This window comes from Pseudomonas sp. GW822-FHT06D10, assembly GCF_058799535.1.
This window is the reverse complement of record NZ_JBXALN010000003.1, coordinates 722,006-735,221: the sequence shown is the minus strand read 5'-3', so window position 1 is coordinate 735,221 and position 13,216 is coordinate 722,006. Positions and strand designations below refer to the sequence as shown.

General features: G+C 63.6%; 15 protein-coding genes. 7 read left to right on the top strand and 8 right to left on the bottom strand.

Annotated features, from left to right (window positions below):
- Positions 1–78 precede the first annotated feature (78 nt).
- A complete protein-coding gene (locus AC1RL5_RS13360; protein ID WP_065364963.1) occupies positions 79–435 on the top strand; it encodes a hypothetical protein in 357 nt (118 codons plus the stop codon).
- Positions 436–480: 45 nt separating this feature from the next.
- Here the strand turns inward: AC1RL5_RS13360 and AC1RL5_RS13355 are convergent, their stop codons facing one another.
- From AC1RL5_RS13355 to AC1RL5_RS13345, 3 genes are read right to left on the bottom strand one after another with little or no spacing between them, the layout of a single operon-like run.
- On the bottom strand, positions 481–1,785 hold the full coding sequence (locus tag AC1RL5_RS13355; protein WP_072451943.1) for a cytochrome c: 1,305 nt from the start codon (positions 1,783–1,785) through the stop codon (positions 481–483).
- Between the two features lie 12 nt (positions 1,786–1,797).
- Positions 1,798–3,582, bottom strand: coding sequence for a GMC family oxidoreductase (locus tag AC1RL5_RS13350; protein WP_019095987.1), 1,785 nt, complete (start codon positions 3,580–3,582; stop codon positions 1,798–1,800).
- Between the two features lie 2 nt (positions 3,583–3,584).
- Positions 3,585–4,340, bottom strand: a complete 756-nt coding sequence (locus AC1RL5_RS13345; protein ID WP_072451942.1) for a gluconate 2-dehydrogenase subunit 3 family protein — start codon at positions 4,338–4,340, stop codon at positions 3,585–3,587.
- Positions 4,341–4,633: 293 nt separating this feature from the next.
- Here AC1RL5_RS13345 and AC1RL5_RS13340 point away from each other — a divergent pair, with 293 nt between their 5' ends.
- Complete coding sequence (locus AC1RL5_RS13340; RefSeq protein ID WP_207239481.1) at positions 4,634–5,293, top strand: phosphatase domain-containing protein; 660 nt, start codon at positions 4,634–4,636, stop codon at positions 5,291–5,293.
- A 119-nt stretch (positions 5,294–5,412) separates the two neighbouring features.
- On the opposite strand, the gene AC1RL5_RS13335 is transcribed toward AC1RL5_RS13340, so the two are convergent.
- Entirely contained in the window at positions 5,413–5,691 is a 279-nt protein-coding gene (locus AC1RL5_RS13335) for a YheV family putative zinc ribbon protein (RefSeq protein ID WP_011058440.1), read from the bottom strand.
- Complete coding sequence (prlC, locus tag AC1RL5_RS13330; protein ID WP_019095604.1) at positions 5,688–7,766, bottom strand: oligopeptidase A; 2,079 nt, start codon at positions 7,764–7,766, stop codon at positions 5,688–5,690. Before prlC ends, AC1RL5_RS13335 begins: the two co-directional genes overlap by 4 nt.
- 75 nt (positions 7,767–7,841) lie before the next feature.
- Here prlC and AC1RL5_RS13325 point away from each other — a divergent pair, with 75 nt between their 5' ends.
- Entirely contained in the window at positions 7,842–8,387 is a 546-nt protein-coding gene (locus AC1RL5_RS13325) for a gamma carbonic anhydrase family protein (RefSeq protein ID WP_011058438.1), read from the top strand.
- A gap of 28 nt (positions 8,388–8,415) precedes the next feature.
- Entirely contained in the window at positions 8,416–9,066 is a 651-nt protein-coding gene (locus tag AC1RL5_RS13320) for an HAD family hydrolase (RefSeq protein WP_011058437.1), read from the top strand.
- Positions 9,067–9,094: 28 nt separating this feature from the next.
- On the opposite strand, the gene AC1RL5_RS13315 is transcribed toward AC1RL5_RS13320, so the two are convergent.
- Positions 9,095–10,204, bottom strand: coding sequence for an aminopeptidase (locus tag AC1RL5_RS13315; protein ID WP_103407967.1), 1,110 nt, complete (start codon positions 10,202–10,204; stop codon positions 9,095–9,097).
- A gap of 59 nt (positions 10,205–10,263) precedes the next feature.
- Here AC1RL5_RS13315 and AC1RL5_RS13310 point away from each other — a divergent pair, with 59 nt between their 5' ends.
- Positions 10,264–10,677 (top strand): PA0061/PA0062 family lipoprotein, encoded by a 414-nt coding sequence (locus tag AC1RL5_RS13310; RefSeq protein WP_011058435.1) that lies wholly within the window; start codon positions 10,264–10,266, stop codon positions 10,675–10,677.
- 42 nt (positions 10,678–10,719) lie between these two features.
- Positions 10,720–11,139: a PA0061/PA0062 family lipoprotein gene (locus AC1RL5_RS13305; protein WP_011058434.1), complete on the top strand. Its 420-nt coding sequence runs from the start codon at positions 10,720–10,722 to the stop codon at positions 11,137–11,139.
- 6 nt (positions 11,140–11,145) lie between these two features.
- On the opposite strand, the gene AC1RL5_RS13300 is transcribed toward AC1RL5_RS13305, so the two are convergent.
- Entirely contained in the window at positions 11,146–11,379 is a 234-nt protein-coding gene (locus AC1RL5_RS13300; protein WP_011058433.1) for a DUF1161 domain-containing protein, read from the bottom strand.
- A gap of 156 nt (positions 11,380–11,535) precedes the next feature.
- Positions 11,536–11,967, bottom strand: a complete 432-nt coding sequence (locus AC1RL5_RS13295) for an OsmC family protein (protein WP_011058432.1) — start codon at positions 11,965–11,967, stop codon at positions 11,536–11,538.
- Between the two features lie 240 nt (positions 11,968–12,207).
- On the opposite strand from AC1RL5_RS13295, the gene AC1RL5_RS13290 reads away from it, so the two are divergent.
- A complete protein-coding gene (locus tag AC1RL5_RS13290) occupies positions 12,208–13,209 on the top strand; it encodes an LLM class flavin-dependent oxidoreductase (RefSeq protein WP_015633630.1) in 1,002 nt (333 codons plus the stop codon).
- The last annotated feature ends 7 nt before the right edge of the window (positions 13,210–13,216 follow it).

Here is a 13,216-nt window from a genome sequence, read left to right as displayed (position 1 = left end):
ATCCTTGGCCGACAAGCCGGCTACTGCGGGCGTGTGGCGTTAGGGTATAAGGCAGGCTCAAAGAACAGGAGCACAAGCATGCCCAGGACACCCGGCACGCTGGAAAAGATTTTCTACGCCGCAGAGGCCTACCTCCCCAGCTACGAACAAGGTGCCGACCTGATCATTGTCAGGGCCCCCGACGGGCAGTTGTGGGGAGTAGCCTGCGAATTCGAGCTGTGTACCCAGGACATCGAAAAGGCCACTGTGAACGGCCAGCAACCCTTCGATGAAGCGGACCCGAAGTTCGCCGAGGTGCGCTGGAGCCCCTGCCACGACGGCATCGGCCTGCTCCCCGCAAGCTGGCAAGACCTGATGACCGCCGGGCTGGCGGACTGCATCGCCGGCTATCAACTGGAAAGCCGCCTGGGCATCCAGCGCTTCACCCAGGGTTGAACGGCCATCCCGGGCCGGCGCCCGCAGCGAGCGCCGGCCTTGGGGCTAGTGGCTGGTGACCTGCCCCAGATCGTCGTTGGAGGTGCTCTGCAAGTCGCCGTTGCGCAGCGCCGCCACATCCCCGGGCTTCACCGCCGATGCCTGGTTGCCCCAGCTGCTGCGGATGAAGTTGACCACATCGGCCACCTCCTGATCCGACAGGCGCCAGGCGAAGGCCGGCATGGTGAAGGTCGACGGCGCGCTGTGGGTCGCCGGCAAGGTGCCGCCCTTGAGCACGATATGGATCAGCGAGGTGGCATCCGCCGATTGCAGCACGGGGTTGCCCGCCAGCGCCGGAAACACCCGGGTGTAGCCGTGGCCGTCGGTGCGGTGGCAGGCCGCGCAGTTGTCGATGTACACCGCCGCGCCCGGCTTGCTGTCGTCACCGTTCCACAGGGCCTGGGCCACTTGCTTGTCGTACTGGTGCGGCTGGTCCTTGGGGTCATTGGCCGGCAGGGACTTGAGATAGCGGGCAATCGCCGTCAGGTCGGCGTCGGTCATGTACTGCATGCTGTGGACCACCACATCGCTCATGCCGCCGAACACCGCGCTGCGATCACTGCGACCGGTCTTGAGGAACTGCACCAGTTGCTCTTCGCTCCAACTGCCCAGGCCATCCTTGTGATCGCCACGCAGGCTCTTGGCGATCCAGCCCTCCAGCGGCGCGCTGCCAGACAGGAAGTCGCTGCCATCGCTGGCGCTCAGGGCCTTCTCCTGCATGGTCAGGGCCCGTGGCGTGTGGCAGGCGCCGCAGTGGCCCAGGCCTTCCACCAGGTAGGCACCGCGGCTGATCACCGGATCGCTGCCAGCCGCAGGTGCCGGGGTCTCCACGCTCGGGGCGAACATCCAGCGCCAGATGGACAACGGCCAGCGCATGCTCAGGGGCCAGGGAATGTCACTGTCCTGGTTGTCCCGGGCCACCGGTGTCACGCCCTTCATGAAGTAGGCATACAACGCTTGCATGTCGGCGTCGCTGACTCGGGCGTAGGAAGGAAACGGCATGGCCGGGTACAGGGTGCTGCCGCCCTTGGCCACGCCATGGCGCACGGCTTTGTCGAAGTCCTCGAAGCTGTAGTCGCCGATGCCGGTCTTGTCCGGGGTGATGTTGGTGGAATAGATCACGCCGATGGGGGTCTCCATCGGCAGCCCGCCGGCGAACGGCTTGCCGTCCTTGGCGGTATGGCAGGCCACGCAGTCACCGGCGCGGGCCAGGTATTCGCCCTGTTGCACCAGGGCTTGCTGATCCGCTTCGGCAGCATTGGCGGCTGCGCTGCCCAGCAGCGCCAGGGTGGCGATAACGAGTGCTTTCATGGTCATCGCTCCTTATGCCTGAACCAGCGGGCCGGGGTTTTTCAGGTACTGCTCGCGGATCGCCCGGGCCGACCAGTAGGTCAACGCTGCCACCAGGCCGGTAGGGTTGTAGCCCAGGCCTTGAGGGAAGGCCGAAGCCCCGGGCACGAAGACGTTGTGCACGTCCCAGCTTTGCAGGTAGCGGTTCAGGGCGCTGGTCCTGGGGTCGGTGCCCATGATCGCGCCGCCGTTCAAGTGGGTGGTCTGGTAGGACGCAGTGTTGAAGTGCTCACCGACCTTCTTGCCCAGCAAGGCAATGGCCTTGGGGTTCATCGCCTCGGCGATCTTGCCCATTTTCTCCACCATGAAGCGGTTCATCTTGATGTCGTTTTCCTGCCAGTCGAAGGTCATCCGCAGCAGGGGCAAGCCGTAGGCATCGCGGTACACCGGGTCCAGATCCAGGTAGTTGCCACGGTAGGACTGATGCGCTCCGTGGGCGTCCATGGAGACCTGATGGGTGTAGTAGTCGGCGGTGGCTTTCTTCCAGGCACTGCCCCAGGCCGGGGTACCCGGCGGGTTGGAGGTGCCGGCGATGGGCCGGCTGCCGGCCTGGTTGACCCACATCGGCGAGCCGCCGACAAAGCCGTGGGGGCCGTGGTCGAAGTTGTCGGCGTTGAAGTCGTCCACCGCCACGCCGTTGCCGCCGGCGCCGATGAAGTTGTTGGTGTGCACGTCCTTGTCGAAGTAGGCCTTGATGGTGGCCATGTTCTGGTAGGCGAAGTTCTTGCCCACCACGCCTTCGCCGGTAATCGGGTCGTAGGGCTTGCCGATGCCCGACAGCAACATCAGGCGCACGTTGTGGAACTGGAAGGCGCCGAGGATCACCAGGTCCGCCGGCTGCTCGATCTCGCGGCCCTGGCCATCGACGTAGGTGACGCCGGTGGCGCGGGTCTTGCTGCTATCGAGGTTGACCCTGAGCACGTGGGAGTTGGGCCGCAGCTCGAAGTTCGGCAGCGGCTTGAGGGCCGGCAGGATGTTCACGTTGGGCGAGGCCTTGGAGTACATGTAGCAGACGTAGCCGCTGCAGAAGCCGCAAAAGTTGCACGGCCCCATCTGTGCGCCATAGGGGTTGGTGTAAGGCCCCGAGGTATTGGCCGACGGCAGGTTGTAGGGCTTGTAGCCCACCTCATTGGCCGCTTTCTGAAACAGCTGTGCGGAATAGGTGTTCTTCTGCGATTCCAGCGGGAAGTGGTCCGAGCGATCCGGCGCATAAGGGTTGCCGCCCTTGCCGTCGCCCACCAGTTGGCCCTTCACGGTCCAGGCCTGGCCCGAAGTGCCGAAGACCTTTTCCGCGTAGTCGAAGAACGGCTCCAGCTCTTCATAGCTGACGCCGAAGTCCTGGATGGTCATGTCCTTGGGGATGAAGTTCTTACCGTAACGTTCTTCGTAGTGGCTGCGCATGCGCAGCTCGATGGGGTCGACCCGAAAGTGCACCCCGGACCAGTGCAGGCCGGCACCGCCCACGCCATTGCCCGGCAGAAAGGCCCCCAGTTGCCGGTTGGGCAGGGCCACGTCGTTGACGCTGTGGCGGATGGTCACCGTCTCTTTGGAAATGTCCTGGAAGAGTTTCTTGCGCACGCTGTAGGTGAGTTCGTCGATCACCTGGGGATAGTTGCCATCCGGGTAGGTGTCCTGCATCGGCCCGCGTTCCAGCGCCAGCACATTGAGCCCGGCCTCGGTCAGTTCCTTGGCCATGATCGCGCCGGTCCAGCCGAAACCGACGATCACTGCGTCGACCTTCTTCATCACTGTTGCCATGCTCAAGCCCTCTCGCCGCGAATCGATACAGCCGGGAAGGGGTATTGCTCGTTGCGTTCCACCCAATCCATGAAATCGGCGCGAGCGCCGGGAAAGCCGATCAGGGTCCAGCCCACCAGGCCTTTATTGCCACCGTGGATCGGATCGCTGAAGAAGCCTTCCTTGGTGTTCTGCAACAGCAGATTGAAGAAAAGCTTGGCCGGGACCGCGTCGAACTGCGGGGTTCCGGCCTCCAGTTGCTTGAGCAAGTCGTCTCGGGTAGCGCTGTCTTGTGCAGCAAATGTTTGCCCCTTGAGCTCTTTGCACCACGCATCCGTGGCGGCAATGCCCAGGCGATAGATGTCCTTGGGCACCAGTTTGCTCTGCCAGCCCATCTCCGGTGCGGCGTCGGCCTTGAACGGGCCTTGCATGTACCACAGGGCGCCAGCGGCGTAGGGGGTATTCATCTGCCGGTCGATGTATTCCGGCACGCCGGCTTCCAGGGCGCCCGGGCCCATTTCGTCGGCCGGGATCAGGCGTTCCACCGCGGCCTTGATGAAGGCCCACTCCTCGGCGGTGAAGTAGCCCGGCTCATAGCCCTGGCCGCTGCCGGCGGGCTGCTTGCCCGGCGTGGCCGGTGTGGCAGCAATGGCCGTTTCAGGTGCAGCCGCCAGCAGGGAGCCGCCCAGGCCGGTGCTGGCGACGGTGACCACAGGGATCAAGGTCAGGGATTTACGCAAAAACTCACGCCGCGGGTTGTCTCGATCTTGATCAGACATGGGTGCACCTCATCAGGCATTGATGGATTGGTCAGCCGCGTCATGGCGCGACTTTGTGTTTTGGCAACGCAAAAGGCCGGGAAGACCCGGTTTTATGAACACATCAGCAAACTTTAGTTACAAATGGTAGCAGGCTAAGCATCCAAATGAATCGTTTCAGGCGGAAAAAAAGACCAGAAACCGCCGGAAAAAGCGGATCAGCTTCACGATTCTTTGACAGGGGGCTCACGGGGCTTTGACCCCGGCAAATCGATACTGCGCGGCATTGAATCCCCTCATCGGTGATCCCGCGCATGTCGAGCATTCGTTTCATCCCGGCCCTTTGCCTGTCGTTGCTGGCGCTGCTGGCCGGGCCCCAGGTACAAGCCGCCGAGGCCCCCTCCCGCCGCCCGGACCAATGGGCGCAGCCAGTGGAAAAGCAGTACAACCTGTACCAGATGTCCCCGACCCTGTATCGCAGCGCCCTGCCGGACAAAGGCGCGGTGCCGCTGCTGCAGCAGCTCAAGGTGGCAACGGTGATCAACTTCCTGCCGGAATCCGACGCCAGCTGGCTGTCGGCACCAGGCATCAACCAGGTGCAGTTGCCTTATCGCACCAACCATGTGGACGACGCCGATGTGCTCAAGGCCCTGCGCGCGATCCAGAGCGCCGAAGCCCAGGGCCCGGTGCTGATGCACTGCAAGCATGGTTCGGACCGCACCGGCCTGATGTCGGCCATGTACCGGGTGGTGATCCAGGGTTGGAGCAAAGAAGAAGCGCTGAATGAAATGACCCAGGGTGGGTACGGCGACAGTTCCCACTTCAAGGATGGCATTCGCTACATGATGCAGGCCGATGTCGACAAACTGCGCACCGCCCTGGCCAATGGCGATTGCAGCACCAGCGTATTCGCCACCTGTTCGGTGAAGAGCTGGTTCGAGACGGTGAGCGCGACCAGGCCGCTGAGCAACTGAGCGCCACACCCTGTGTAGGAGCGAGCCTGCTTGCGAAAACCCAGGGATCGAAAGAAGGGGGGCGAATCGCTTCGCCGGCAAGCCGGCTCCCGGAGGGGAGCCGGCTTTTTACTGCGGGGTCAGTCAGTCTTTTTCTTCAACTTGGGGTTGGGGAAAAACTGCACCGATTGCACCTTGATGTCCGCCACCTTGGGCGTCGCGCTGTTGACCCGGGTCCCGAGTTCCTTGGGCACCGACAGCCCCTGTTCGTTGAGGGTGTCGGAGTAGCCACAGGCCACACACTCGCGATGAGGCACATCGTCCTCACTCCACATCATCAGCTTGTCCTGCTCACTGCACGCCGGGCATACCGCCCCGGCGATAAAGCGTTTCTTGGTCTTCACGGGTGCGTCACTCATGCTGCCGCGTCCTCGCTGAGGCCGCTGTGGCGCAAGAGTGCGTCAATCGACGGCGCGCGTCCGCGGAAATCGACGAACAGCACCATAGGCTCCTGGGAGCCGCCACGGGCCAGGATCGCCTCGCGGAACGCACGCCCGGTGGCCGAATTGAGCACACCCTCTTCCTCGAACCTGGAGAAGGCGTCGGCCGACAGCACTTCCGCCCACTTGTAGCTGTAGTACCCCGCGGCGTAACCGCCGGCGAAGATGTGCGCGAAGCTGTTGGGGAAGCGGTTGTAGGCCGGCGGGCGCATCACCGAGACTTCGTCGCGCACGGTTTCCAGCACTTGCAGCACGCTGCGGCCGTCGCCGTGGGTGGCGTGCAGTTCGAAGTCGAACAGGGAAAATTCCAGCTGGCGCACCATCATCAGCCCGGACTGGAAGTTCTTCGCCGCCAGCATCTTCTGCAGCAGGTCCTGGGGCAGCGGTTCGCCGCTTTCATAGTGGCCGGAGATCAGGGCCAGGCCTTCCGGCTCCCAGCACCAGTTTTCCATGAACTGGCTCGGCAGCTCGACGGCGTCCCAGGCCACGCCGTTGATCCCGGACACTCCGGCGTGCTCGACCCGGGTCAGCAGGTGGTGCAGGCCGTGGCCGAATTCGTGGAACAGGGTGGTGACTTCATCGTGGGTCAGCAAGGCCGGCTTGCCGCTGACCGCCGGGGTGAAGTTGCACACCAGGTTGGCTACCGGGCTTTGCAATACCCCGTCCAGCGTGCGACGGCGATCGCGGGCACCGTCCATCCAGGCACCGCCGCGCTTGTTGGCGCGGGCATAGAGGTCGAAGAAGAAGCGGCCGACGTGCTGGCCGTTTTCCTTGATCTCGAACAGGCGCACGTCCGGGTGCCAGGTATCGAAACCTTTCTGCTCGGCGATCTCGATGCCGTACAGGCGCTGGACAATGGCGAACAGCCCGCTCAGCACCTTGTCGATGGGGAAATAGGCGCGCAGAGCTTCCTGGGAAACGCTGTAGCGCTGCTCACGCAGCTTCTCGCCGTAGAAACCGCTGTCCCAGCTTTGCAGGTCGGGGCAACCCTGTTCGGCGGCGTAGGCCTTGAGCTGCTCCAGGTCCTGGGCGGCAAACGGCTTGCTGCGCTTGGCCAGGTCCCGCAGGAAACTCAGCACCTGGTCGCTGGACTCGGCCATCTTGGTGGCCAGGCTCAACTCGGAGAAGCTGGCGAAACCCAGGAGCTTGGCCAACTCCTGACGCAGGTCGAGGATTTCTTCCATCACCGGACCGTTGTCGTTCTGACCGGCGTTAGGGCCCTGGTCCGACGCGCGGGTGCTGTAGGCGGCATAGACTTCTTCGCGCAGGGCACGGTCCTGGGCGTAGGTCATCACTGCGTAGTAGCTGGGGAATTCCAGGGTGATCAGCCAGCCTTCCAGGTCCTTGGCCTGGGCGGCGGCAGCCATTTGCGCCTTGGCCGAGTCGGTCAGGCCGGCCAGGGCGGCTTCGTCGGTGATGTGCTTGGTCCAGGCCTGGGTGGCATCCAGCAGCTGGTTGGAGAACCGGCTGCCCAGCTCGGAAAGCTTGCTCTGCACCTCGGCATAACGCTTTTGCTGCTCGGGCGGCAGGTCGATGCCCGACAGGCGGAAGTCCCGCAGGGAGTGTTCGAGGATAGTCTTCTGCGCCACGTCGAAACCGGCGGCTTCCGGGCTCTTGGCCAGGGCGTCAAAGGCCTGGAACAGCTCGCGGTTCTGGCCCATTTCCGTGGAATAGGCGCTCAGGGCCGGCAGGCAGGCCTCGTAGGCTTCACGCAGTTCGGCGCTGTTGCACACTGCGTTGAGGTGGCTGACCGGGCTCCAGGCAGCGCCCAGGCGATCATTGAGCTCGTCCATGGCCAGCACCAGGCCAGCCCAGGTCGGCTGGGTGGCTTGGGTCTTGAGGATGTCAGCGATGGCGGCGCGGTTGTCAGCCAGGATCTGTTCGATGGCCGGTTGCACATGCTCGGCGCGGATCGCCGAGAACGGCGGCAGGTCGTAGGGCTGCAGAAGAGGGTTGTTCACACTCACGGTGGGCACCTTGGCTGGAAGAAACATTGAGCCATCTTAATTACAATCGACGCCCACCGCAGCTATAGCCCCCATTAATAAATCTCAGAGAGGCATTCGCACTTGGCCATTCGCAGCTACCAGAACCACACCCCGAACCTGGGCGAGCGGGCCTTTGTCGACCACTCGGCGGTGGTCATCGGCGACGTGGAAATCGGCGCCGACAGCTCGGTCTGGCCGCTGACCGTGATCCGCGGCGACATGCACCGCATCCGCATCGGCGCGCGCACCAGCGTGCAGGACGCCAGCGTGCTGCACATCACCCACGCCGGCCCGTTCAACCCCGACGGCTTCCCGCTGCTGATCGGCGACGACGTGACCATCGCCCACAAGGTCATGCTCCACGGTTGCAGCATCGGCAACCGGGTGCTGATCGGCATGGGCAGCATTGTCATGGATGGCGCGGTGGTGGAGGACGATGTGATAGTCGGCGCCGGCAGCCTGGTGCCACCGGGCAAGCGCCTGGAAAGCGGCTTTCTCTATGTAGGTAGCCCGGTGAAGCAGGCGCGCCCGCTGACCGACAAGGAACGCGCCTTCTTCACCTACAGCGCCGCCAACTACGTGAAGCTCAAGGACCTGCACCTGGCCGAAGGCTACGACCGGCCCTGACCCCCCCTTGCACAGCCCAGGAATCCCCATGCATTACCAAACCGTACTGTTCGACCTCGACGGCACCCTCACCGACCCTCGCGAGGGCATCACCCGTTCGATCCAGTTCGCCCTGGGCAAACTGGGCATCGACGAGCCGGACCTGAGCAAACTGGAGCACTTCATCGGCCCGCCGCTGTTGCAGGCCTTCATGCAGTTCTACGGCTTCGACGAGGCCCGGGCCTGGGAAGCGGTGAACTTCTATCGCGAACGCTTCAAGGTCACCGGCCTGTATGAAAACCGCGTCTTCGATGGCGTCACGCCGCTGCTGGAAACCCTCGGCGGGCAAGGGCGGCAACTGTACATCGCAACCTCCAAGCCCTGGGTCTTCGCCCGGGAGATCGCCCGTCACTTCGACTTCGCCAAGCACTTCAAGGTGATCTACGGCAGCGAACTGGACGGCACCCGCACCGACAAGGTGGAGCTGATCGCCCATCTGCTGGAGCAGGAGCAACTCGACCCTGCCAGCACATTGATGATCGGCGACCGTAAGCACGACCTGATCGGCGCCAGGCGCAACGGGCTGGATGCGGCGGCGGTGGGTTATGGCTTTGGCAGCCATGAGGAATTGACTGCCGAAGCCCCGGCCTATCACTTCCAGACCCTGGGCGAGCTGCACCAGGCGTTTTTGCCGCGCTAGGGCAGAGGCTTCGCCGGCAAGCCGGCTGCTACAGGCCCGAAGCAGGAGCCGGCGCCAGGGCGACGGTGTCCTGCAACCGGATCAGGGCCGCCTTGCGCTCCTCGGCCGGCAAACGTCCCAGCGTCTCCACGGCGGCGAAGAATGCCGGCCAGTCCCCCTTCACCTGCCTGAACAAGGCGGCAAACGCCGGCACCCATTGGTCATACAGGCCGAAGGGCAGCAGCCGGGCGTTGTTCAGCGGGGCGTTGACCCAGGCGTCATAGCGTTTGGAACCGGCCCACTGACTGTCGCGCAACTGCCGATACTCGCTGCGCATGCGCTCGAACTCTGCGGCCTTGCGCTGGCGCATCTGCTCGGCGGGCAAGGGCAGGGCATATAGCTGCTCCAGGCGCTTGCGGGTATCGAGCACCAGCTGGGTGAACTGGTCACGCTGGCGCAACTCGCCGTCGCTCAATGGCGCCAGCCCGCGATAGGCGCGCCACTGGCGGGTGCCTTCCTGCTCGACGAAGGTGGCGTAGGACTCGTTGAACTCGGTGTCGTCCTTCACATAGAAGCGCTGGTGCGCCAGCTCGTGGAAGATCAGGGTCGCCAGGCGCTCGTCGCCCCAGTGCATCATCGAACTGATGATCGGGTCGTCGAACCAGCCCAGGGTGGAATACGCCTCGACCCCGCCGATCGCCACGTCCATGCCCTTCAACTGCTGCAACGCCGCCTCGCCCCGGGCCGCGCCCTGGCTGTAATAGCCACGGTAAGCCACGCAACCGGCAATGGGAAAGCAGTGGGTTTGCGGGTTCAGGGAAAACTCCGGGGTGGCGAACACGTTCCACACCACATAGGGCCGCCCGATGTCGACGTACAGCCGATAGCTGCGGTTGTCCGGCAGGTGCAGGTGCTCGCTGGCAAAGCGGCGTGCCTGCTGCGACTGGGCCAGATGGGCACGCAGGCTCGCATCGCGGCTCGGGTCGGCGACGACTTGCGCCACCGGCACACGGGCTCGCAGCAGCTGCAATTGGCCACTGGCCAGTTGGCTGTAATAACCGATGCTGCTGCAACCGTTGAGCAGCAAAAGCATCAGTGCCGGAAACAAAAACCGTAAAAGAGGATCAAGTAACCCATGGCTTGAACACGGCCTAGTCAAATCGAATCATCCACAGAGAGTCTGTCCGCAAGACTATCTCGCCAGCCTGGAGTTTCGCCATGCGCGTGTTGCTGTTGACCACCGGCCTGCTGACCCTCGGCGGTTGCGCCGGCCTGCCCGACCCCGACCCGGCCCAGGCCTGGGTCGACCTGGCTCCGCCCCGGGACACCCACCTGCAGGCATTGGAGGTGGACGCCAAGAACATAGATGATCCGCGCTATTTCCAGGTCCAGCCCGGCAGCCATGAACTGACCCTGCGCTACCAGTTCGCCGTGCAACCGAGCAACATCGGGCCAGACGCCGAGCCGCTGTGGCGCGATTGCCAGCTGAACGTGAAATTCAAGGATTTCGGTGCCGGCCAGCGCTACCAGGTACAGGCCGGGAACATCGGTTTCCACCCCTGGGCCAGGCTCTACGACGAGCAGCACACCCTGCTCGACAAAGCCCGGCCGGCAGGCTGCCAGCGCAGTTGAACGGCGCTATGCTGAGGGCCTCTCGCTCACTCGGCCCCAGTCATGCGTCCATTTCTACTGTTTCTCGCCCTTGGCACCCTCAGCGCCTGCACTACGCCCCTGCCGGGCGTCGATCCGCAACAGGCCTGGATCGACCTGGCCACCCCGACGCCCGGGGGCAAGCTGGTCATGGCCGAACGCCTGGACAACCAGCGCCTGGACGACGGGCGCTTCTTCCAAGTCAGCCCCGGCAGCCACGAATTGATGGTGCGCTTCGATTTCGAAGTGTTCGCCGGCGGCATGGGCATGAACAACGATCCCCAGGAGCGCCTGTGTTACCTGAGCCTGCGCTACGACCATTTCCAGGCCGGCCAGCGCTATCGCCTGGAGGCGCGCAACCTGGGGTTCACCCCCAGCGCACGGCTGTACAACGCCCAGCGCGAAATAGTCGCCGAGGAGCGCATGATCAACTGCGTGCCCTGAGTCGGGTCAGCGATCGTTCTTCTGATAGATGATCTTCCTGGTGCCGTTTTCACAGCTGCCGACCACCATGTTGTTGTCGTGGACTTCATCGTTGGTGACGATTTCCAGGGTGTAGGAAGGTACGCCCTGGGCCTGGATCTTGGCTTCGATCTCGGCCTTGAGTTCCTCGCAGGGCTTGGGCGCGGCCAGGGCCGATGTGGCCAGCGCACAACTAACAACCGCCAAGGCAAAACGTTTCATGATCTAAAGCTCCCTTGCTGCGGTGCACACGGGGGTGCGCTGAAGCCGCAGTCGCGTATTCGACCACAGGTGCTTGTCCGCCGCACAGGCGCATTCGCTGGCATGCCCGCTCCTACGGACCGGTGCAGGAGCCGGCTTGCCGGCCAAGCAGTTGCCTCAACTCAGCAGCGTCGCATCCAGGCTGATCTTGGCGTTGAGCACCTTGGACACCGGGCACCCTTCCTTGGCCTTCTTGCTCAGCTCATCGAACTGCTGCTGGCTGGCACCGGGGATCTTCGCCTTGAGGATCAGGTGCACCGCGGTAATGGCAAAGCCGCCATCGACCTGGTCCAGGGTCACTTCTGCCTGGGTGTCGATGCTGTCCGCCTTGAGCCCGGCCTCACCAAGGATCATGGAAAAGGCCATGGAGAAACAGCCCGCGTGGGCCGCGCCAATCAGTTCCTCCGGGTTGGTGCCCTTGCCGCCTTCGAAACGCGCCTTGAAGCCGTAGGGCGCCTCACGCAACACGCCGGTTTCGGTCGAGATCGAGCCAATGCCGGTTTTCAGGTCACCTTCCCAATGCGCCGAGGCTTTCTTTTTGATGCTCATCGCTTTCTCCTCAAGAACCGGTGCGAAAGTTCGCACCCTGATGTTTTTTGTTGCCTAAGGGTTCTGAGGATAGATCCGATGGCAAAGTTCAGCCGTTGTCGCCGATGCCCGTTTACCCGACAAATTCACTCAGGCTATTGAAACTCGGGTATATGCCCACATTGCATAGATCTGACTTACAGACTTCGGCAGGTTTTGGCTCATGACAAAAGCCTGCGCACCCCAAGGAGAAGCAGGCTTATGAAACCGCTGTCCGCTGTTAAATACTCGACCCTCGACCTGGTGCCCGTGCGTGAAAACGGCAGCCCGGGGCAGTCCCTGCGCAACTCCCTGGACCTGGCGCAGCATGTGGAGAAGCTCGGTTACACGCGCTTCTGGGTCGCCGAGCACCACAACATGGACGGTATCGCCAGTTCCGCTACCTCGGTGCTGATCGGCTACCTGGCGGGCGGTACTTCGACCATTCGTGTCGGTTCCGGCGGGGTCATGCTGCCCAACCACGCGCCCCTGGTGATCGCCGAACAGTTCGGCACCCTGGAAAGCCTGTACCCGGGGCGCATCGACCTGGGACTGGGCCGCGCCCCGGGTTCCGACCAGATGACCGCCCGCGCCCTGCGCCGGGAACGTTCCGGCAGCGCCGACGATTTCCCTGAGGACGTGGCCGAACTGATGGCCTACCTGGGCCCGCGTACCCCCGAACAACGGGTGATCGCCATGCCGGGCACCGGCACCAACGTGCCGGTATGGCTGCTGGGCTCCAGCCTGTTCAGTGCACAACTGGCCGGGGAACGGGGCTTGCCTTACGCCTTCGCCTCGCATTTCGCACCGCGCTACCTGCACGAGGCGATTCGCGTCTACCGCAACCACTTCAAGCCTTCGGCGGTGCTCGACAAGCCCTATGTGATGCTTGGCGTGCCGCTGGTGGCAGCCGACACCGACGAACAGGCCGATTACCTGGCGACTTCGGTGTACCAGCGCATCCTGGCGCTGATGCGTGGCCAGAGCCTGGTCCAGCGCAAACCGGTACAAAGCATGGACGGCCTGTGGCTACCCCATGAGAAGGAAGCGGTCGCCAGCTTCCTCGGCCTGGCGATGGTCGGCAGCCCGGCGAAAATCCGCGCCAAGCTGCAGGTGCTGATCGAGCAGACCGGAGCCGATGAGCTGATCTTCACCTGCGATCTGTACGAACACGCCGATCGGCTGCACTCCTACGAGCTGCTGTCACAGGTAATGAAAGGCTGAAACGACA

Coding starts and splice junctions, on each gene's coding strand:
- AC1RL5_RS13360 (WP_065364963.1), top strand. CDS start 79: ATGCCCAGGACACCCGGCACGCTGGAAAAGATTTTCTACGCCGCAGAG.
- AC1RL5_RS13355 (WP_072451943.1), bottom strand. CDS start 1,785: ATGAAAGCACTCGTTATCGCCACCCTGGCGCTGCTGGGCAGCGCAGCC.
- AC1RL5_RS13350 (WP_019095987.1), bottom strand. CDS start 3,582: ATGGCAACAGTGATGAAGAAGGTCGACGCAGTGATCGTCGGTTTCGGC.
- AC1RL5_RS13345 (WP_072451942.1), bottom strand. CDS start 4,340: ATGTCTGATCAAGATCGAGACAACCCGCGGCGTGAGTTTTTGCGTAAA.
- AC1RL5_RS13340 (WP_207239481.1), top strand. CDS start 4,634: ATGTCGAGCATTCGTTTCATCCCGGCCCTTTGCCTGTCGTTGCTGGCG.
- AC1RL5_RS13335 (WP_011058440.1), bottom strand. CDS start 5,691: ATGAGTGACGCACCCGTGAAGACCAAGAAACGCTTTATCGCCGGGGCG.
- prlC (WP_019095604.1), bottom strand. CDS start 7,766: ATGTTTCTTCCAGCCAAGGTGCCCACCGTGAGTGTGAACAACCCTCTT.
- AC1RL5_RS13320 (WP_011058437.1), top strand. CDS start 8,416: ATGCATTACCAAACCGTACTGTTCGACCTCGACGGCACCCTCACCGAC.
- AC1RL5_RS13310 (WP_011058435.1), top strand. CDS start 10,264: ATGCGCGTGTTGCTGTTGACCACCGGCCTGCTGACCCTCGGCGGTTGC.
- AC1RL5_RS13305 (WP_011058434.1), top strand. CDS start 10,720: ATGCGTCCATTTCTACTGTTTCTCGCCCTTGGCACCCTCAGCGCCTGC.
- AC1RL5_RS13300 (WP_011058433.1), bottom strand. CDS start 11,379: ATGAAACGTTTTGCCTTGGCGGTTGTTAGTTGTGCGCTGGCCACATCG.
- AC1RL5_RS13295 (WP_011058432.1), bottom strand. CDS start 11,967: ATGAGCATCAAAAAGAAAGCCTCGGCGCATTGGGAAGGTGACCTGAAA.
- AC1RL5_RS13290 (WP_015633630.1), top strand. CDS start 12,208: ATGAAACCGCTGTCCGCTGTTAAATACTCGACCCTCGACCTGGTGCCC.